Annotated in this window: 19 protein-coding genes, 1 tRNA gene and 2 pseudogenes; 19 read left to right on the plus strand and 3 right to left on the minus strand. The window is 71.9% G+C overall.

Going from position 1 to position 18,489, the window contains the following annotated elements:
* From ACIBJF_RS25270 to ACIBJF_RS25295, 6 genes and pseudogenes are all read left to right on the plus strand, one after another.
* Positions 1 to 135, plus strand: a pseudogene (locus ACIBJF_RS25270) (RNA-guided endonuclease TnpB family protein); the annotation flags it as partial.
* A 42-nt stretch (positions 136 to 177) separates the two neighbouring features.
* Positions 178 to 300, plus strand: a pseudogene (locus ACIBJF_RS25275) (L,D-transpeptidase); the annotation flags it as partial.
* 61 nt (positions 301 to 361) lie between these two features.
* A complete protein-coding gene (gene alr, locus ACIBJF_RS25280) occupies positions 362 to 1,525 on the plus strand; it encodes an alanine racemase (protein ID WP_399176891.1) in 1,164 nt (387 codons plus the stop codon).
* A 182-nt stretch (positions 1,526 to 1,707) separates the two neighbouring features.
* Positions 1,708 to 2,964, plus strand: a complete 1,257-nt coding sequence (locus tag ACIBJF_RS25285) for an alpha/beta fold hydrolase (RefSeq protein ID WP_399176893.1) — start codon at positions 1,708 to 1,710, stop codon at positions 2,962 to 2,964.
* Positions 2,930 to 3,442: a tRNA (adenosine(37)-N6)-threonylcarbamoyltransferase complex ATPase subunit type 1 TsaE gene (gene tsaE / locus ACIBJF_RS25290; RefSeq protein WP_399176895.1), complete on the plus strand. Its 513-nt coding sequence runs from the start codon at positions 2,930 to 2,932 to the stop codon at positions 3,440 to 3,442. The genes ACIBJF_RS25285 and tsaE overlap by 35 nt, the downstream gene beginning before the upstream one ends.
* Positions 3,443 to 3,570: 128 nt before the next feature.
* A complete protein-coding gene (locus ACIBJF_RS25295; protein ID WP_399176897.1) occupies positions 3,571 to 3,786 on the plus strand; it encodes a hypothetical protein in 216 nt (71 codons plus the stop codon).
* A gap of 20 nt (positions 3,787 to 3,806) precedes the next feature.
* Here the strand turns inward: ACIBJF_RS25295 and ACIBJF_RS25300 are convergent, their stop codons facing one another.
* Entirely contained in the window at positions 3,807 to 4,358 is a 552-nt protein-coding gene (locus ACIBJF_RS25300; protein WP_399176898.1) for a hypothetical protein, read from the minus strand.
* Between the two features lie 113 nt (positions 4,359 to 4,471).
* Between ACIBJF_RS25300 and tsaB the strand changes: the two genes are divergently transcribed.
* The 5 genes from tsaB to ACIBJF_RS25325 all read left to right on the plus strand — a co-directional run bounded on the left by tsaB (position 4,472) and on the right by ACIBJF_RS25325 (position 7,108).
* Entirely contained in the window at positions 4,472 to 5,128 is a 657-nt protein-coding gene (gene tsaB, locus ACIBJF_RS25305) for a tRNA (adenosine(37)-N6)-threonylcarbamoyltransferase complex dimerization subunit type 1 TsaB (RefSeq protein WP_399176900.1), read from the plus strand.
* Between the two features lie 17 nt (positions 5,129 to 5,145).
* Entirely contained in the window at positions 5,146 to 5,619 is a 474-nt protein-coding gene (rimI, locus tag ACIBJF_RS25310; RefSeq protein WP_399177014.1) for a ribosomal protein S18-alanine N-acetyltransferase, read from the plus strand.
* Positions 5,612 to 6,709 (plus strand): tRNA (adenosine(37)-N6)-threonylcarbamoyltransferase complex transferase subunit TsaD, encoded by a 1,098-nt coding sequence (gene tsaD / locus ACIBJF_RS25315; RefSeq protein WP_399176901.1) that lies wholly within the window; start codon positions 5,612 to 5,614, stop codon positions 6,707 to 6,709. Before rimI ends, tsaD begins: the two co-directional genes overlap by 8 nt.
* Positions 6,706 to 6,963 (plus strand): hypothetical protein, encoded by a 258-nt coding sequence (locus ACIBJF_RS25320; protein WP_351802127.1) that lies wholly within the window; start codon positions 6,706 to 6,708, stop codon positions 6,961 to 6,963. The genes tsaD and ACIBJF_RS25320 overlap by 4 nt, the downstream gene beginning before the upstream one ends.
* A 72-nt stretch (positions 6,964 to 7,035) precedes the next feature.
* Positions 7,036 to 7,108, plus strand: a tRNA-Gly gene (locus ACIBJF_RS25325).
* 41 nt (positions 7,109 to 7,149) lie between these two features.
* On the opposite strand, the gene ACIBJF_RS25330 is transcribed toward ACIBJF_RS25325, so the two are convergent.
* Complete coding sequence (locus ACIBJF_RS25330; protein ID WP_399176903.1) at positions 7,150 to 8,031, minus strand: hypothetical protein; 882 nt, start codon at positions 8,029 to 8,031, stop codon at positions 7,150 to 7,152.
* 301 nt (positions 8,032 to 8,332) lie between these two features.
* On the opposite strand from ACIBJF_RS25330, the gene ACIBJF_RS25335 reads away from it, so the two are divergent.
* From ACIBJF_RS25335 to ACIBJF_RS25355, 5 genes are all read left to right on the plus strand, one after another.
* Complete coding sequence (locus ACIBJF_RS25335; protein ID WP_399176904.1) at positions 8,333 to 9,364, plus strand: LacI family DNA-binding transcriptional regulator; 1,032 nt, start codon at positions 8,333 to 8,335, stop codon at positions 9,362 to 9,364.
* Between the two features lie 348 nt (positions 9,365 to 9,712).
* Positions 9,713 to 10,768 carry an LCP family protein gene (locus ACIBJF_RS25340; protein WP_399176906.1) on the plus strand — a complete coding sequence of 352 codons (1,056 nt, stop codon included), beginning with the start codon at positions 9,713 to 9,715 and terminating at the stop codon, positions 10,766 to 10,768.
* 171 nt (positions 10,769 to 10,939) lie between these two features.
* A complete protein-coding gene (locus tag ACIBJF_RS25345; protein WP_356302178.1) occupies positions 10,940 to 11,296 on the plus strand; it encodes a YciI family protein in 357 nt (118 codons plus the stop codon).
* A 42-nt stretch (positions 11,297 to 11,338) separates the two neighbouring features.
* Positions 11,339 to 12,616 (plus strand): RNA polymerase sigma factor, encoded by a 1,278-nt coding sequence (locus ACIBJF_RS25350; RefSeq protein WP_399176908.1) that lies wholly within the window; start codon positions 11,339 to 11,341, stop codon positions 12,614 to 12,616.
* An 89-nt stretch (positions 12,617 to 12,705) separates the two neighbouring features.
* Positions 12,706 to 14,706, plus strand: a complete 2,001-nt coding sequence (locus tag ACIBJF_RS25355; protein WP_399176910.1) for a cell wall-binding repeat-containing protein — start codon at positions 12,706 to 12,708, stop codon at positions 14,704 to 14,706.
* Here ACIBJF_RS25355 and ACIBJF_RS25360 read toward each other — a convergent pair.
* Positions 14,690 to 15,877, minus strand: a complete 1,188-nt coding sequence (locus ACIBJF_RS25360; RefSeq protein ID WP_399176912.1) for a methyltransferase domain-containing protein — start codon at positions 15,875 to 15,877, stop codon at positions 14,690 to 14,692. The genes ACIBJF_RS25355 and ACIBJF_RS25360 overlap by 17 nt on opposite strands.
* A 91-nt stretch (positions 15,878 to 15,968) precedes the next feature.
* On the opposite strand from ACIBJF_RS25360, the gene ACIBJF_RS25365 reads away from it, so the two are divergent.
* From ACIBJF_RS25365 to groES, 3 genes are all read left to right on the plus strand, one after another.
* Positions 15,969 to 16,952, plus strand: coding sequence for a polysaccharide deacetylase family protein (locus tag ACIBJF_RS25365; protein ID WP_399176914.1), 984 nt, complete (start codon positions 15,969 to 15,971; stop codon positions 16,950 to 16,952).
* Positions 16,949 to 17,812: a polysaccharide deacetylase family protein gene (locus ACIBJF_RS25370; protein WP_399176916.1), complete on the plus strand. Its 864-nt coding sequence runs from the start codon at positions 16,949 to 16,951 to the stop codon at positions 17,810 to 17,812. Before ACIBJF_RS25365 ends, ACIBJF_RS25370 begins: the two co-directional genes overlap by 4 nt.
* A gap of 294 nt (positions 17,813 to 18,106) precedes the next feature.
* Entirely contained in the window at positions 18,107 to 18,415 is a 309-nt protein-coding gene (groES, locus tag ACIBJF_RS25375) for a co-chaperone GroES (RefSeq protein ID WP_039652762.1), read from the plus strand.
* Positions 18,416 to 18,489 lie beyond the last annotated feature (74 nt).

The raw sequence follows: 18,489 nt of genomic DNA on the forward strand, positions 1-18,489 counted from the left end.
TGCAACGCCGACTGGAACGCGGCCCGGAACATCCTGCACCTGTACCGGATCGGCCACGTCATCGTGGAGGTCCCGGCCGCCGGAAGGCGCGGTCGTAGGGCGGGTAAAACCGTCAAGCCTGCCGCAGCGATGTAGGCAGGAATCTCCTTCCCGAGGCTTGCCGAGGGGAGGGGAGAGCTTCAAACCACCGTCGGCTCCTACGGCTGCGTGAATCTGAGGCTCGGCGACGCGCGCACCCTGTGGGGCGTGCTGAAGAAGGGCGACCGCGTCTATGTGTGGGGGCGGCGGCCGGGTACCTGAGACCCGGGAAGCCGAGACTGTGACCGGGGCCCGAACGGCCCTCTGAGACACTGGGGGCGCGATGAGTGAGACTGCGACTGTGCCGACAGCCCCCCTGCGCGCCCGCGCCGAGATCGATCTGGGCGCCCTGCGGGCCAACGTGCGTGCCCTGCGTGCCCGGACGCCGAACGCGGCCCTGATGGCCGTCGTGAAGTCCGACGGCTACGGCCACGGGGCGCTGCCGTGCGCCCGCGAGGCCCTCGCGGCGGGCGCGACCTGGCTCGGCACGGCCACGCCCGAGGAGGCCCTCGCGCTGCGCGCGGCCGGGCTGCCGGGCCGCATCCTGTGCTGGCTGTGGGTGCCGGGCGGCCCCTGGCGGCAGGCGATCGAGGCCGACATCGACGTGTCGGTGAGCGGCATGTGGGCCCTGCGGGAGGCCGTCGCGGCCGCCAAGGGGGCCGGACGCCACGCGCGCGTGCAGCTCAAGGCCGACACCGGGCTCGGCCGCAACGGCTGCCAGCCGGGGGACGACTGGGCCGAACTGGTCCGTGAGGCGCTGCGCGCCGAGGCCGACGGACTCGTCCGCGTCACCGGGCTGTGGTCCCACTTCGCCTGCGCCGACGAGCCCGGTCATCCCTCCGTCGCCGCCCAGCTCGCCCGCTTTCGGGAGATGCTGGCGTACGCCGAGGAGCAGGGCGTGCGCCCCGAGGTGCGGCACATCGCCAACTCGCCCGCCACGCTCACCCTGCCCGAGACCCACTTCGACCTGGTCCGCCCCGGCATCGCCATGTACGGCATCTCGCCCAGCCCGGAGCTGGGCACCCCGGCCGACTTCGGGCTGCGTCCGGTGATGACGCTCAGCGCCTCGCTGGCGCTGGTCAAGCACGTGCCGGGCGGGCACGGGGTCAGCTACGGCCACCATTACGTCACCTCCGGCGAGACCACCCTCGGCCTCATCCCCGTCGGCTACGGCGACGGCATCCCCCGGCACGCCTCCGGCACCGGCCCGGTGCTGGTCGACGGCAAGTGGCGCACGGTCGCCGGCCGGGTGGCCATGGACCAGTTCGTCGTGGACCTCGGCGGCGACGAGCCCGAGGTGGGCAGTGAGGCCCTGCTGTTCGGGCCCGGCGACCGCGGTGAGCCCACCGCCGAGGACTGGGCGCAGGCCTGCGGCACGATCGCGTACGAAATCGTCACGCGGATCGGAACCCGGGTTCCGCGCGTCTATGTAGACGCGTCCATCTGAACGCGCTCAGGCAACGCGTCCATGTGACCGCGTTCATGTGAACGGGAAAGGACTCCGGTAACCCGTTCGACAGACGCGACCCGGGTCACGTGTAACACCGGTCATACCTGTTCCAACGGCAGCACGGGCACCATCGGTCGCACCCACGAAGCGAACTGCAGTACGGCGAAGAGGAGCGGTACGTGAGCGAGAGCAGTGCCGAGGCCATGGCTGACGTCGTCGCCTCGGCGGCCGCCTCCGCCGCGGGGGCGGCCGGGAGCTGGCGCAGGGCGACCGGCATCGCCGGTGCCGCGATAGGCGTGCTCGCCGCGGGCGCGGCGGCCGGCGTCGCCATCGAGCGGATGACGGTGGGCCGCGGGATGCGCAGGAAGGCCCGGCTGGCGCTGGACTCCGCGGGTCCCTACGGCACCCTGCGCGGCACCCCCGGCAAGGCGCTCGCCGACGACGGCACCGAGCTGTACTACGAGGTCGACGAGGTCGAGCCCGACCCGGGTCCGAACGTCTCGCCACGCCGGCGCCGGCTGTTCGGCCGCAAGGCCCCCGCCCCGGTCAGCGTCGTCTTCTGCCACGGCTACTGCCTCAGCCAGGACTCCTGGCACTTCCAGCGCGCGGCCCTGCGCGGCGTCGTACGGACCGTGCACTGGGACCAGCGCAGCCACGGACGCTCCGGGCGGGGCGTGGCCCAGGCACGGGACCGGGTGCCGCTCACCATCGACCAGCTCGGCCGCGATCTGAAGGCCGTCCTGGACGCCGCCGTGCCGGAGGGCCCGATCGTGCTGGTCGGCCATTCGATGGGCGGGATGACGATCATGGCGCTCGCCGCCCACTTCCCCGAGCTGATCCAGGAGCGGGTCGTCGCCACCGCCTTCGTCGGCACCTCGTCCGGACGGCTCGGCGAGGTCAACTTCGGGCTGCCGGTCGCCGGCGTCAACGCGGTGCGCCGGATCCTGCCCGGAGTGCTGAAGGCGCTCGGGCAGCAGGCGGAGCTGGTGGAGAAGGGGCGCCGGGCCACCGCCGACCTGTTCGCCGGGATCATCAAGCGGTACTCGTTCGCGGGGCGGGACGTCGACCCGGCCGTCGAGCGGTTCGCGGAGCGGATGATCGAGTCCACGCCGATCGACGTGGTCGCCGAGTTCTACCCGGCCTTCACCGACCACGACAAGACAGAGGCGCTCGCCTGCTTCCGGGACATGCCGGTGCTGGTCCTGGCCGGCGTCCAGGACCTGGTCACGCCGAGCGGGCACAGCGAGGCCATAGCCGACCTGCTGCCCGAGGCGGAGTTGGTCCTCGTCCCGGACGCCGGGCACCTGGTGATGCTGGAACACCCGGAAGTGGTCACCGACCGCCTCGCCGATCTGCTCACTCGCGCGGGTGCGGTGCCCGCAGGGGCTACGGTTATGGGCTATGGAAGCACCAGCAGCAGCTCAGGACCCCACTGAGACCCGGCTGACGATCACCTCACCCGAGCAGATGCGGGAGCTGGGCCGCAGGCTGGCCAAGCTGCTGCGCGCGGGCGACCTGGTGATGCTCAGCGGTGAGCTCGGCGCGGGCAAGACCACGCTGACCCGGGGGCTCGGCGACGGGCTCGGCGTGCGCGGCGCGGTCACCTCGCCGACCTTCGTGATCGCCCGGGTGCACCCCTCCCTGGGCGACGGCCCGCCCCTCGTCCACGTGGACGCCTACCGGCTCGGCGGCGGACTGGACGAGATGGAGGACCTGGACCTCGACGTCAACCTGCCCGACTCGGTGATCGTCGTGGAATGGGGCGAGGGCAAGGTCGAGGAGCTGACCGAGGACCGGCTCCAGGTCGTCATCCACCGCGCCGTCGGCGACACCACGGACGAGGTACGGCACGTCACCCTGACGGGGCTGGGGGAGCGCTGGGCGGACGCGGGCCTGGAGACACTCACGGCCTGAGCTGCCCGTCAGTGTTCCGACAAGCCGTCGGCAACATGTTGCGCAGGACGTCCCGGGCGTGGTCACATGGTATCCAGCCCGTAGTTAGGCGTACCTAACTACGCCGCCCCCGCACCAAGGAGGCGTCCATGACCGAGCCCGGTCCCACCGTCGTGTCCATGCGCGACCTCCTGGCGTCGTGCGAGGCGGCGAAGGCGGTCTCCCGTCCACCCCGGGCCCCGGAGGATCGCCCCGAAGGGGCGCGCGGCCCGGTCGACCATGCCACCGCCGCGGGGGCGTGCCCGGCCACGACGAACCCGCAGCCGCCCGACGGCACGTCGCGGCACTCACGAGCGGCGGCCTAGCGAGAGACGCGAGCGGCGGCCTAGCGAATCACGACCACCTTCGCCCCGATCGTCGCGAAGACCCACATCGCGGACCCGTCGGCCCGCGTCTCCCGGATACCGCCCGTCCGCATGCCCGGATCGGCGGCAGCCGCCCGCGGGGCCACCGCCGCGCTGAACCCGATCGCCAGCCCGTTCACGCTGGTGAACCGGACCACATGCTTGATGGGAACACCATCCGTTCCGGTGGTCGCACTCGAGCGGGACGTGACCCAGTAGGAGCCCGTCGGAGGGTCGACCGTACCGGGGGTGACCTTGAAGCTGCGCTCCACCCGGTTCCCGGCGGTGACCAGCCAGACCCGGTCGTCGTCCACCGAGTACACGACCCGTTCGCCCCTGCCGGACCCGCTCGGCGCCGCGGTCGGGCTGTGCCGGGGTGCCTTGCCGGCGCTCGGCGAGGAGGAGGCGTTCGCTCCGGGCCTGCCGCTCAGGCTCGCCGGCGCGTTGGCCTGGGCCTGGTAGGCGAGGAAGCCGACGGCGCCGATGGCCGCCGCGGTGAGGCCGGCCACGATCGCCGAGCTGGTCCCTGCCACGTGCGCCCACCTTCGCCCCATGCGATATGTCGTACTTCGTACAGACCGTAGCAGCCGGTGACCATCCGCCCCGGACGGCCGTGTACGCGGCGCGGGCGCCGTAGGCTGTTCGCGTGCTCTTGCTCGCTCTGGATACCGCAACACCCTCCGTCACCGTCGCGCTGCACGACGGCACGGAGGTCATCGCCTCGTCGAGTCAGGTGGACGCGCGCCGGCACGGAGAGCTGCTGCTGCCGGCGGTGGACCGTGTGCTCGCCGAGGCCGGACTCAGGCTGGCCGCCGTCACCGGCATCGTCGTCGGCATCGGCCCCGGCCCCTACACCGGCCTGCGCGTCGGTCTCATGACCGCCGACACCTTCGGTCTGGCGCTCGGCGTCCCCGTCCACGGCCTGTGCACGCTGGACGGTCTCGCCTACGCCTCCGACATGGAGAAGGGCCCCTTCGTCGTGGCGACCGACGCCCGGCGCAAGGAGGTCTACTGGGCGAAGTACGCCGACTCCCGGACCCGGCTGACCGAACCGGCCGTGGACCGTCCCGGCGACATCGCCGAGCAGGTCGCCGGGCTCCCGGCGGTCGGCGCGGGCGCGCTGCTCTACCCGGACACGTTCCCGAGCGCCCACGAGCCCGAGCACGTCTCGGCCGCCGCCCTCGCCTCGCTCGCCGTGGAGAAGCTGGCCGCCGGCGAGGAGCTGCCGGCCCCGCGGCCGCTGTATCTGCGCCGCCCGGACGCCCAAGTCCCCAAGAACTACAAGGTGGTCACCCCGAAGTGACCGTACGACTGCGCGAGATGCGCTGGTGGGACATCGACCCGGTCCTGGAGCTGGAGAAGGACCTGTTCCCCGAGGACGCCTGGTCCCGGGGCATGTTCTGGTCCGAGCTGGCCCACTCCCGGGGCGCCGAGGCGACCCGGCGCTATCTCGTGGCCGAGACCGAGGGCCGTATCGTCGGCTACGCCGGACTGATCGCCGCCGGTGAGCAGGGCGACATCCAGACCATCGCCGTGGCCCGCGAGCAGCAGGGCACCGGCCTCGGCGCCCGTCTGCTGACCGAGTTGCTGCGTGCGGCGACCGCGTTCGAGTGTCACGAGGTGATGCTGGAGTGCCGGGTCGACAACGTCCGCGCGCAGAAGCTCTACGAGCGCTTCGGCTTCGAACCGATCGGCTTCCGGCGTGGCTACTACCAGCCGGGCAACGTGGACGCCCTGGTGATGCGCCTGAGCGACCCCTCCTCATCAGTACAGGAAACCGAGAGCAATGACTGACTCACGCGACGAGCCTCTCGTACTCGGCATCGAGACCTCCTGCGACGAGACCGGCGTCGGCATCGTCCGCGGCACCACCCTGCTGGCGGATGCCGTCGCCTCCAGCGTCGACGAGCACGCCCGCTTCGGCGGTGTCGTCCCCGAGGTGGCGTCCCGCGCGCACCTGGAGGCGATGATCCCGACGATCGACCGGGCGCTGAAGGAAGCGGGGGTGAGCGCCAGGGACCTGGACGGCGTCGCCGTGACCGCGGGGCCCGGTCTCGCGGGCGCCCTGCTCGTCGGAGTCTCGGCGGCCAAGGCGTACGCCTACGCCCTCGGCAAGCCCCTGTACGGCGTCAACCACCTGGCCTCGCACATCTGCGTCGACCAGCTGGAGCACGGCCCGCTGCCCGAGCCGACCATGGCGCTGCTGGTCTCCGGCGGCCACTCCTCGCTGCTGCTGTCCGAGGACATCACCTCCGACGTCCGCCCGATGGGCTCGACCATCGACGACGCGGCGGGCGAGGCCTTCGACAAGATCGCCCGGGTGCTGAACCTGGGCTTCCCCGGCGGCCCGGTCATCGACCGGTACGCGCGCGAGGGCGACCCGGAGGCGATCGCCTTCCCGCGCGGCCTGACCGGCCCCCGCGACCCGGCGTACGACTTCTCCTTCTCCGGCCTGAAGACGGCCGTGGCCCGCTGGATCGAGGCCAGGCGCGCGGCCGGCGAGGAGGTCCCGGTCCGCGACGTGGCCGCCTCCTTCCAGGAGGCCGTCGTGGACGTCTTGACCCGCAAGGCCGTCCGCGCCTGCAAGGACGAGGGCGTCGACCACCTGATGATCGGCGGCGGTGTGGCCGCCAACTCCCGGCTGCGCGCACTCGCCCAGGAGCGCTGCGAGAAGGCCGGCATCCGCCTCCGTGTGCCCCGCCCCAAGCTGTGCACGGACAACGGCGCGATGGTTGCCGCGCTCGGCGCCGAGATGGTCGCCCGGAACCGGGCCGCCTCCAGCTGGGACCTGTCGGCCGACTCCTCCCTGCCGGTCACGGACCCGCACGTCCCGGGCGACCATGACCATGTGCACGAGGTCAGCAAGGAGAACCTGTACTCGTGACCGTGGCGCTGATGTGGGAGGCCCGGGCCGCCGCGGGCCGGGGCGAGGAACTGCTGGCCTGGGTACGGGATCAGCCGCTGGCCCCCGAGCCGCTGCGCCGGGAGACCTTCCGCGCGCCCGAGGACCGGGTGCTGGTCATCACCTGGTGGGACGCGCCGTACGACGCCGGGATTCCGGAACTGCCGGAGCCCGCGCCCGAGTTGGTGACCCGGCCGGTGCACCGGTGGCGGTTCGAGTCGGTGGCCGAGGTCTGAGTTGGCCAGGCCCCCCGACCTGCGCTATGATCATCACACAGCGAACGGCCGGAAGAACGGCTCGGACGCAGTGCGTTGGTGGTCCAAGGAAAGACGCCCCGCTTCCTGCGGGGAGATGCAGGTGCAAGGCCTGCCCGGCGCTCCACGAGAACCCCGCCCCCGGATGTCCGGAGGCGGGGTTTCGCGTTACCGGCGTCCGGCCTCCTCCCGCTGGACCGCCTCCGGGCCGGGGCCCGGGAATTCCGGGGCCGTGGCCCGCCGTTCCTTCAGGTGCGCGTACGCCATCAGGCCGAACAGCACCGCGAGCAGCACCGCCGAGGAACCTGCCGTGCCCAGGTCCAGGCCGCCCTTGGCGACCGGCTTGGTCAGGAGGTCGCCGGCCGTGGCGCCGAGCGGGCGGGTCAGCACGAACGCGATCCAGAAGAGCAGGACGTTCGGCACGGCCGGGACCTTCATCAGGGCGAGCAGGACGAGCAGGACACCGGTCACCAGGGCCGCGCCGCCCAGATAGCCCAGGCCCGAACTGTCGGACAGGAAGTCGCCCATCGAGGTGCCGAGGGTGTTGGAGACCAGGATCGCCGACCAGAACAGGGCCTCGCCCCGGAAGGTGACGATCTCGGTGATCTGGAAGGTCATCCCGCTCAGCTTCCAGCCGAGGAAGATCAGCAGCAGGATCGAGACCAGGATCGCGGCGCCCTCCGGGTAGCCGAGGCCCAGTCCCTGTGGGCCCCAGCCGAGCCTGGTCGCGCCGTTCGCGAGGTACTTGGTGCTGGCGTCCCGGTTCATGAAGTCGGACATGGTGGTGCCGGCCATGGAGGTCGACAGGATCACCGTCCAGTAGAAGAACGGGTTGTAGCGCGCGGAGCGCAGCTGGATCACCAGCGTCACCACGAAGACCAGGAACAGGGCGACGGTGGTGAGGAAGTAGCCGAGCTTGAGGGTCTGGGCGAACAGGTCGCCCGCGGTCTCGCCGAGGGTCGTCGCCGCGATCTTCATGATCCAGAACGCGAGGGTGACCTCGGGCAGTTTCTTCATGACGGATTTCGTCGCCGTCGGTGACGTCGTCAAGGTTGCTCCTGTGAGGGGGTGTCAGGTGATCGACGACCCTTCCAAGCGCAACCTGAACGCATCCTGAACACGCGCCGCACAGGGCTTGCTTTTTGCCAGGATTCGCGCTGGGGGCTCAGTCCGCCTGACCCACACGCCGTACAGCTGGGACGGCCTTCTCCTGAAGGGTCGTCCGGGAGAGCCAGGTCGCTCACGCGGGCGTCGGTCCCGCGAATGTTTCGGATAAGAAGTCGAATGTTCCGGGAACCTCTGGCGTGAGCAGGCCTTCGTCAAGGGGGCCGACGGGGATACGATCGCGGGCATGAAGCCTTCGAAGCCCACAGAAACGCAGACGGCGACCCTCGCCGAGATCGCCCGTGAGGCCGGGGTGTCGGCTCCGACTGTTTCGAAGGTGCTCAACGGCCGCGCCGACGTCGCCCCGGCGACCCGCACCCGGGTGGAGGAACTGCTGCGTGCCCACGGCTACCGTCGCCGCCGCGCCGAGGCGTCCCGCTCCCCGCTGATCGACCTGGTCTTCCACGAGCTGGAGAGCGCCTGGGCGCTGGAGGTCATCCGGGGCGTGGAGAACGCGGCCCGGGACGCCGGGCTGAGCGTGGTGCTGTCCGAGTCGGCCGGCCGGCTCACCCCGGGCCGGACCTGGGCCGACCAGGTGGCCGCGCGTCGGCCGCACGGTGTGGTGCTGGTGCTGTCGGAGCTGGACGAGTCCCAGCGGGCGCTGCTGACCAGCCGTTCCATCCCGTTCGTGGTGATGGACCCGGCTGGCGACCCGGGCCCGGACGTGCCCTCCATCGGCGCCACCAACTGGCAGGGCGGGCTCGCCGCCACCCGCCATCTGGTCGAGCTCGGCCACACCCGGATCGGCGCGATCAGCGGTCCGTCGAGGATGATGTGCAGCCGGGCCCGGGTCGACGGCTACCGCGCCGCCCTGGAGACGGCCGGCCTGCCCGTCGACCCCTCGCTGATCGCGGCCGGCGACTTCCACCACGACGCGGGCTACCGCCTCGGCCTGGAACTGCTGCGCCGCCCCGACCGGCCGACGGCCGTGTTCGCGGGCAACGACCTGCAGGCGCTCGGCCTGTACGAGGCCGCCCGTGAGCTGGGCCTGCGCATCCCGGAGGACCTCAGTGTGGTCGGCTTCGACGATCTGCCGGTGGCCCGCTGGGTCGGCCCGCCGCTGACCACCGTACGGCAGCCGCTGACCGAGATGGCCGAGGCGGCGGCCCGCCTGGTGCTGGAGCTGGGGCGCGCGCCGCAGGAGCGGGCGGCGACCCGGGTGGAGCTGGCGACCAGTCTCGTCGTGCGCAGCAGCACGGCGGCGCCCGCGGCCGTGTGATGCCGCCGGCCGGAAGTTGACGTATCGACGGGTGGGGTGGGCGCGCCCACCGTCCTCCGAAGTCAATCGGTTCTTGCCGAAACTTTCGAGGCCTCCGCGGTGAGAACACTGAGACTCGCGCACCGGAACCCCGGCCCTGCACCCAGTCGGGGACGGCGCTGTTCTGCGGCGACGCCTCCTACAACAGGGCGGTGCCGGAAGGAAGTTCGGTGACGTCCTGCTTCAACGCGTCCTGGAGCGGCGGCGATCCGGTACCCACGGTGACGCTGGGATGAGAATTTCCGAAGAAAACCGATTCTCACGGCTTCCGCTAACAGTCCCCTAATAATTCGGACTTACGTTCCTGCCGTGACCGTACATGACGAGAACGGCGACGAGGGCAGACGGAGAGGCCGGCGGTCGGGTGCGCTGAAGGCCGCCGGTCTCCTCCTTGCGGGCGTCCTGGTGCTGAGCGCGGCCACCACGGCCTGGGCGTACTGGCATCTGAACCACAACATCAGAAGTGTCGACATCAACAGCGCGCTCGGCGACGACCGGCCCGCCCGGGCAGTGGTCACCCCGTCCGCGAGCGCCTCGGCCACGGCCGGCCCGCTGCCGACGGGCTCCCTGAACATCCTGGTCCTCGGCTCGGACTCGCGCAGCGGCAAGGCCAACAAGGAGCTCGGCGGCGGCGACAGCTCCGGCGCCCGCTCGGACACGGCGATGGTGGTGCACATCGACGCGGGCCGCACGAAGGCCACCGTGGTGAGCATCCCGCGCGACACTCTCGTCACCCGCCCGTCCTGCCCGCTGTCCTCCGGCGGCTCGACGGCGCAGGCGTACGGCGCGATGTTCAACACCGCCTACGCGGTGGGCGGGCCGGTGTGCGCGGTGAAGACCGTCGAGTCGATCACGAACGTCCGCATGGACCACTACATCGAGATCGACTTCTCCGGCTTCGCCAAGCTGGTCGACGCGCTCGGCGGGGTCGACGTGACCACCGCGCAGGACATCGACGACGACCAGAGCCATCTGCACCTGAAGGCCGGCCCGCACCACCTCGACGGCAAGCAGGCCCTGGCGCTCGCCCGCACCCGGCACGGCATAGGCGACGGCAGCGACCTCGGCCGCATAGGTCTGCAACAGATGCTGGTCAAGGCCTTGTTGGAGCAGATGGCCGCCACCGACCTGCTCACCGACCCCGCCAAGCTGTACCGGGTCGCCGACGCGGTCACCGCGAGCCTCACCACGGACACCGGCCTGGACTCCCTGGGCGAGCTGATGCGGCTCGGCCAGAGCCTGAAGGGGCTGACCGCCGACCATGTGAAGACCGTGATGATGCCGGTCGTCACCGCACCCTCCGACCACAACCGGGTGATCGCGAAGGAGCCGGCGGCGAGCGACCTGTGGGCGTCCCTGCGCTGACCGTACAACCCTGCCGGGGCGCCGTACACGAAGGCGGGATTCGGGTTCGAGCTGAAGTGATCAGGGGGTGCCGGAAAAGATTTCCGGTGAGTGTGTCGATCCGGGCGTCCGTCGTTCGACGCATGGGTGAGCGGCGGGGAGAGGCCCCGCCGCCCGACCGAAGGAGCCACCATGCCCCGCTACCTGTCTCTCGTGCGCATCGACGAGTCCTCCGCCCCCGCCGAGGGCCCCAGCCCCGAGCTGATGCAGCGGATGGGCGAGCTGATCGAGGAGGTCACCAAGGCCGGCGTCATGCTCGACACCGCCGGGCTCACCCCGACCGCCCAGGGCACCCGGGTGCGCTGGGAGGGCGGCAAGATCTCCGTCACCGACGGGCCGTTCACCGAGACCAAGGAGGCCGTCGGCGGCTACGCCATCATGCAGTGCAAGGACAAGGCCGAGGCCCTGGAGTGGGCCAAGCGGTTCCTGCAGGTCCACGAGGACTACTGGACCGTGACCTGCGAGGTGCGGGAGATCGCCGAGGGCTGAGTGCCTGGCGCCGTGCCGTACGGCGGTGTTGCATGGTGGGCTGTGGAACCACAGCCCACCCCGGCGCCCACCGCGGCGCACGCGATCGAGACCGTCTTCCGCCTGGAGTCGCCCCGGGTCATCGCCGGTGTCGCCCGGATCGTCCGGGACGTCGGCATCGCCGAGGAACTGGCGCAGGACGCGCTGGTCGCCGCCCTGGAGCAATGGCCCCGCGACGGCGTGCCCGACAACCCCGGCGCCTGGCTCATGGCGACCGCCCGGCACCGCGCCGTCGATCTCATCCGGCGCCGCGAGACCTACGCGCGCAAGCTGCGGGAGATCGGCCGGGACCTCTCGCTGTCGGCCCCGCCCCCGTATGACGAGCCCGCCGACCCCGACGACATCGACGACGACCTGCTCCGGCTCGTCTTCACCGCCTGCCACCCGGTGCTGTCCCCGGAGGCCCGCACCGCGCTCACCCTGCGCCTGCTCGGCGGCCTGAGCACGGCCGAGATCGCTCGCGCCTACCTCGTCCCGGAGCCGACGATCGCCCAGCGCATCGTCCGCGCCAAGCGCACCCTGGCGAAGAAGAACGTCGCCTTCGAGGTGCCCTACGGCCCCGACCGCGAGGCCCGCCTCGGCTCCGTCCTGGACGTCATCTACCTGATCTTCAACGAGGGGTACGCGGCGACCGCCGGCGACGACCTGCTCCGCCCCGGCCTGTGCGAGGACGCGCTGCGCCTGGCCCGCGTCCTGTCCGCGCTGATGCCCAAGGAGCCGGAGGTGCACGGCCTGACCGCGCTGCTGGAGTTCCAGGCGTCGCGCACGGCCGCCCGCACCGGTCCGGACGGCGAGCCGGTGCTGCTGAAGGACCAGAACCGCCGCCGCTGGAACCGCATGCTCATCGCCCGCGGCATACGCGCCCTCGACCGGGCCGGCGCCACGGCGAGCGGCGCCCCGGGCCCGTACGCCCTCCAGGCGGCCATCGCCGCGTGCCACGCGCACGCCTACCACTACGAGGAGACCGACTGGCGTGCCATCGCCACCCTGTACGGCCTGCTGGCCGCCCGCGCCCCGTCACCGGTGGTGGAGCTGAACCGCGCGGTCGCGGTGTCGATGGCCGACGGCCCGGCCGAGGGCCTGAAGCTGGTGGACGCCCTGACCGCCGAACCCGCCCTGCGCGACTACCACCTGCTGCCCAGCGTCCGCGGCGACCTGCTGGCCCGCCTCGGCCGTGCGGCGGAGGCACGGGCGGAGTTCGAGCGGGCGTCGGCGCTCACGCGCAACGAACGCGAGCGGCAGCTGTTGCTCTCGAAACTGCATTCCCTTCCTGTTCACTGAGGGTTTACAGTTGCGCGGCTGCCGCGCAACCGGCGTGACACCTTCCGCGGGCGGGGCAGCGGCATCCATCACCTGTGGGGGTACACCCTTTGCCGTATCTCAGATCCTCCGCGCGCCGAAGACTCGTCGCGCTCTGCGCCGCCACGGCCCTGGCCGCCGGCACCGGCGCGGCGCTGGCCCCGGGCGCGTCGGCCGGCACCGCCGGCTGGACCGCCGCCAACGGCATCCTGACCGCCGACATGGACGGCACCGTCTCACAGCTGTACGAGGACGGCACCGCGCCCGTGGTCCGGGTCAAGAACGCCATGAAGCCCGCCTGGTCGCCCGACGGCAGCCGCATGGCCTACGTCAACCAGTCGACCGGCCGCGTCAACGTCGTCGGCCACGACTTCACCGGGCCGGTGGAGCTTCCGGTCAGCACCACCAACTCGATTCTCGCCGACGACCCGACCTTCTGGTGGGGCGGCAGCCAGGTCGTCTTCACGCTCAGCGGGCGGCTGCGGGTCGCCCCGTCCGACGGCAGCCGCGCCCAGCAGCACCTGTTCGCCACCTCCCAGGAGGGCTGCGACAGCCAGCCCAGCGGTGCCGTCGACGGCAAGCTGGCGTTCATCCGCTCGGGCACCACGTGCAGCGGCGACACCCGCTATGGCGCCGTGTGGCTCTACGACGGCGCGGCCGGCACCTTCAAGCAGCTGGTCACCGGGAAGGCGAACGCCCCGGCCATCTCTCCGGACGGCACCAAGGTCGCCTACACCATCGGCAGCAAGCTGTACATGGTGAACGTGGCCGACGGCGCGGTCACCGCGCTGCTGCCCGACGAGACCGGCGCCATCAGCAAGCCCGCCTGGTCGCCCGACGGCACCCGGCTGGCGTACCAGCTGACGACGACCTCCGGCGAGCTGCAGGACCAGGTCCTCGACCTGGCCGCGGGCACCACCAAGGTCCTCTACGACTCGCCGAGCACCGCCAAGTGGGACCTCGCCTGGCAGCCGCTGCGCAAGAACGCCGTCGGCCGGGTCTGGGGCGCCGATGTCTACGGCACCAACATCGCCGCGTCCCGCTGGACCTGGAACACCGTCGGCAAGAGCGAGCCGGGCCTGATGAACGCCTCCTCCGCCGTCCTCGTCTCCAAGGACAGCCAGGCGTACGCGCTGACCGCGCCCGCCCTCGCGGGCAAGAAGCACGGCCCGGTCCTGATGACCTCCGGCAGCGCGCTGGACTCGTCCGCGCAGAGCGAGCTCAAGCGGATCCTCAAGCCGGGCGCGAGTGTCTACCTGATCGGCGGTACGTCGATCCTGAGCGGCGGTGTGGCCTCCAAGGTGAGCTCGCTCGGCTTCACCCCGAAGCGGCTGGCGGGCACCTCCCGCTACTCGACCTCGGTCGCCGTCGCCAAGTCGGTCACCAGCTCCCCGGACTACGTCTTCATCGCCACCGGCACCGACTACCACTCGGCGCTCGCCGCCGCGTCGGCCGCCGGGGCGGACGGCACGAGCGGCAAGGCGGTCGTCGTGCTCAACGACGGCAACTCGCTGACCTCGTCCGTGAAGTCGTACCTCAACGGCCTGGACCCGCGGGACACCCACATGGTCCCGGTCGGCGCCTCGGCGAAGTACGCGCTCACCCACACCTCGTTCTCCAACTGGCCGTCGACGTACACCTACTACCCGGTCACGGCGAGCACCCACGAGGGCACCGCCGCCGCGCTCGCCCGCTTCTGGTGGGCCGGCCCGGCCAACGTGGCCCTCGCCTCCACCGACAGCTGGCGCGGCGGCACCACGGCCGCCTCGGCGATGAACGTCTTCGGCCCGCTGCTGTGGACGTCCGTCGACTCGCTGTCCGCCGACACCAAGTCCTACCTGGTCAAGGGTGCCGCGAGCATCAACGGCCTGGCGGCCTTCGGCGGCACCGGCTCGGTGGCCACGGCGACGCTGAACTCCGCGGGCACCGCGATCAGCGCGAGCAGCGGCCAGTGGACGTACACGCCGTACTACAACGGCCTGGCGCCGGCGACGAGTTCGCCGGCCACCCCGCAGCGGGCGGCCACGGTCGCGCCCCACCTCGGCGCGCTGCGCACTACGGCAGCGCAGTAGCCGCGGGCGGTGTCGCGGGGGCCCCGATCAGCATGGTCGGCGCCCCCGCGACCCGGGTGAGGAACACCGTCGCCGCATTCGGCCCCTGCGGCTTGACCTTCCTGCGCAGTTCCTCGGGCTCGACGGCCGACCCGCGCTTCTTCACGGTCAGCGTGCCGACCCCGCGCTCCCGCAGCAGGGCCTTCAGCCTCTTGACGTTGAAGGGAAGTTGGTCGCTGATCTCGTAGGCGGAGGCGTACGGGGTGGGGCGCAGTTCGTTCGCGGTGACATAGGCGATGGTGGGGTCGATCAGGCCGCCGTCCAGGTGCTCGGCCACCTCGGCGACCAAGTGGGCGCGGATGACGGCGCCGTCGGGCTCGTACAGATAGCGCCCCACCGGCCGGACCTCCGGGTCGGGCAGCCCCTTGCCGAGGAGCGTGCGCGGGCCCGGCAGCAGGGTGGCGCGCACCAGGCCCGGCTCGGTGCCGAACCACACCACCGCCTCCTTGACGTCTCCGCCGTCCGAGATCCATTCGGCCTCGGCGTCGGCGGGCACGGCCTCGTGCGGAATGCCGGGCGCCACCTTCAGCGCCGCGCGGGGTGCCCTGCGGGCGGCCTCGATCGCCCAGGACAGGGGCGGGGAGTAGGCCTCGGGATCGAAGATCCTGCCGCGCCCGCCCCGCCGTGCGGGGTCCACGAACACGGCGTCGTAACCGCCCGTGTCCACCTCGGTGACGTCCGCCTCGCGCACCTCGACCAGCTCGCCCAGCCCCAGCGCCTCGGCGTTCGCCCGCGCCACGGCGGCGGTCACCGGATCCCGGTCCACGGCGAGCACCCGGATCCCCGCCCGGGCGAACGCGACCGCGTCCCCGCCGATCCCACAGCACAGATCGGCGACCGAGGTCACGCCGAGGTGCTTGAACCGCTCGGCCCGGTGGGCGGCGACGCCGGCCCGCGTCGACTGCTCGACCCCGTTCGGCGTGAAGAACATCCGCCCCGCGTCCGCCGCCCCGAACTTCGCCGCCGCCCGCTGCCGCAGCCGGGCCTGGCCGAGCGCGGCCGACACCAGCTCGGCGGGGTGGTCGCGGCGCAGCCGGGTGGCGACGGCGAGTTCGTCGGCCGGGGCGGTGTCGCGGACCTCGTCGAGGAGGGCACGGCCTTCGGGGGTGAGGAGGAGAGCGAGGTCGTTCACCGGGTCATTGTGGGCCAGCCGGTGGATCGTGTGCCTTCCGGCGGCGGTGTCGGCCCGGGCTCAGGGCTCTGGCCTGGGAAGATCCGGCATTATGCGAGCGGTCGTACAAAACGATAAAAATCGGGTCCGAGGTGGACGTCTGGTCCTCGGTTGCGGAGCCGCCGCCCTGGCGTGCTCCGCCGTTCTGTCCGGCTGCGCCGGGACCCAGACGACCCGCACCCCCACCAGCCAGGCCGGCCCCGATGCGACCCGCTCCCCGTCCCGCCACCCCGGCCCCGACGCGACCCGCCCCGTGTCCGGCCAGGGCGGCCCCGCACAGGCCCTGGGCCCGCAGGCCCGCCAGGCCGCCGAACACGCCCGCCTGGCCGCCGCGGCCAGACGCTGGGGGCTGGCGCAGGTCCCGCTGGCACCGCCCCCGCCGCCCGAGCGGAAACCGGAGATCACCACGCGGGCCGGCTTCGAGGTGAGCCACCAGCGGGACTGGGACCTGCCGCCGGTCTTCACCACGATCCCCACCCGGCAGAAGATCGTCTTCCTCACCGTCGACGACGGCTCGGAGAAGGACCCGAGGTTCCTGCGGATGATGGAGGAACTGAAGATCCCCTACACCGCGTTCCTCAGCGACTACCTGGTCAAGGACGACTACGGCTACTTCCGGACGATGCAGTCCTACGGCCACACCCTCGACAACCACACCCTGCACCACCCCTACCTGCCGGGCCTGTCCTACGAGGAGCAGAAGACCGAGATCTGCGAGATGCAGGACATCATGGAGAAGCAGTTCGGCAAGCGCCCGACGGTCTTCCGCCCTCCTTACGGCAACTACAACCAGGACACCCTGCGCGCCGCCAAGTCCTGCGGCATCAAGTACGCGCCGATCTGGAACGAGGAGGTCTACGTCGACCACTGGGAGTACCGCGAGGACGACCAGAGGATGCGCCGCGGCGACATCGTCCTCACCCACTTCCGCGGCCGCTCCGACTGGAACGGCACGATGGTCGACGACATGCGCCGCTTCCTGGACAAGGTCACGCGCGAGGGCTACGCCGTGGCCCGCCTGGAGGACTACCTGTGAGGCCTGGGGCGGGGTACCGGAGAGCGGGGTCCGGGCGGTGCCGCCGGGGCCGGTACTCCGTCGCGCTCCTCGCCTCGGCCCTCCTCCTCACCGGCTGCGCCCAGTCCGTCGACCCCATCGAACGCCTCGGCAGGAAGGCCGCCGAGGGGGTGCACCCGCACGGACCCGGTTCCGGCCAGACCTACCGCCGCTGGGGCCTGACCGAGCCCCTCGCCCGTCCGCCCCTGCACCCCGCCGACGCCCTCGCCCTCTCCCCGCAGACCGGCGGCCGCGGCCTGCCCCGCATCGTGGACCACGTCCCCACCCGCGACCGGGTCGTCTTCCTCACCTACGACGACGGCGCCGAGCAGGACCCCCGCTTCGTCGACATGGTCCGCGACCTCCGGCTGCCGGTCAGCATGTTCCTCACCGACAGCATCGCCGGCCCCGGCTACGGCCACTTCGCGCGCCTGCACCGGCTCGGCGCCGGCATCCAGAACCACACCCTCGACCACCGCGCGCTCGCCGGGCTGCCGTACGCCGGGCAGCGCGCCGAGATCTGCGGCCAGCAGGACCGGCTCCGCTCCCGCCTGGGCGCCCACCCCCGCCTCTTCCGCCCGCCGTATGCCTCGTTCGACACCACCACCCTGCGCGCGGCGGCCCACTGCGGCATCTCCACGGTCGTCCTCTGGCGCGCCGCGATGACCCCGACCGACCTCGTCTACACCCATGGCGAACACCACCTCCGCCCCGGCGACATCATCCTGGTCGGCCCGGACGAGACGACGGGCCCGAGCCTGCGGGAGCGCACTGTGCGGGTGCTGCGAAGGGCACAGCAGCGGGGGCTGACGGTGGGGCGGCTCGAGGACTACCTGCGGTGAACGCGGCCCGTCCGGGGGTGCCCCCTCCGGGGAGCTTGCGGACGAGGGCCGTAAGGCGCAGGCGACACCGGCCCACCGATGACCCGGCGCGCACCGGATTCGGCCGACGCGCCGCACGGCATTGGCACTCCGCTTGACCGAGTGCTAATCGCGGTCATAGTCTCGGCTCTGGCACTCACCCCTGGAGAGTGCCAACAAAGCGACGGGCAGGTCCGGCACCCGCGACGACGGATCCACCTGGTCGCCACCTCAGACAGTTAACCCCGTGAGATCTCCGAAGGGGGAGGTCGGATCGTGACGACCGCCAGCTCCAAGGTTGCCATCAAGCCGCTCGAGGACCGCATCGTGGTCCAGCCGCTGGACGCCGAGCAGACCACGGCCTCTGGCCTGGTCATCCCGGACACCGCGAAGGAGAAGCCCCAGGAGGGCGCCGTCCTCGCCGTGGGCCCGGGCCGGTTCGAGAACGGCGAGCGCCTTCCGCTCGACGTCAAGGTCGGCGACGTCGTCCTCTACAGCAAGTACGGCGGCACCGAGGTGAAGTACAACGGCGAGGAGTACCTCGTCCTCTCGGCTCGCGACGTGCTCGCGATCATCGAGAAGTAATCACCTCGAGCATTCTTTTGCTCCTGAGCTGCGCCCCTGGCCCCGCGACCGATAACGAAGCCGGGCGCCCGGGG

This window comes from Streptomyces sp. NPDC050743 (assembly GCF_044456925.1).
Taxonomy (GTDB): Bacteria; Actinomycetota; Actinomycetes; order Streptomycetales; family Streptomycetaceae; genus Streptomyces.

Coding starts and splice junctions, on each gene's coding strand:
- tsaD (WP_399176901.1), top strand. CDS start 5,612: ATGACTGACTCACGCGACGAGCCTCTCGTACTCGGCATCGAGACCTCC.
- ACIBJF_RS25335 (WP_399176904.1), top strand. CDS start 8,333: ATGAAGCCTTCGAAGCCCACAGAAACGCAGACGGCGACCCTCGCCGAG.
- ACIBJF_RS25345 (WP_356302178.1), top strand. CDS start 10,940: ATGCCCCGCTACCTGTCTCTCGTGCGCATCGACGAGTCCTCCGCCCCC.
- ACIBJF_RS25365 (WP_399176914.1), top strand. CDS start 15,969: ATGCGAGCGGTCGTACAAAACGATAAAAATCGGGTCCGAGGTGGACGT.
- ACIBJF_RS25295 (WP_399176897.1), top strand. CDS start 3,571: ATGACCGAGCCCGGTCCCACCGTCGTGTCCATGCGCGACCTCCTGGCG.
- rimI (WP_399177014.1), top strand. CDS start 5,146: ATGCGCTGGTGGGACATCGACCCGGTCCTGGAGCTGGAGAAGGACCTG.
- tsaE (WP_399176895.1), top strand. CDS start 2,930: ATGGAAGCACCAGCAGCAGCTCAGGACCCCACTGAGACCCGGCTGACG.
- alr (WP_399176891.1), top strand. CDS start 362: ATGAGTGAGACTGCGACTGTGCCGACAGCCCCCCTGCGCGCCCGCGCC.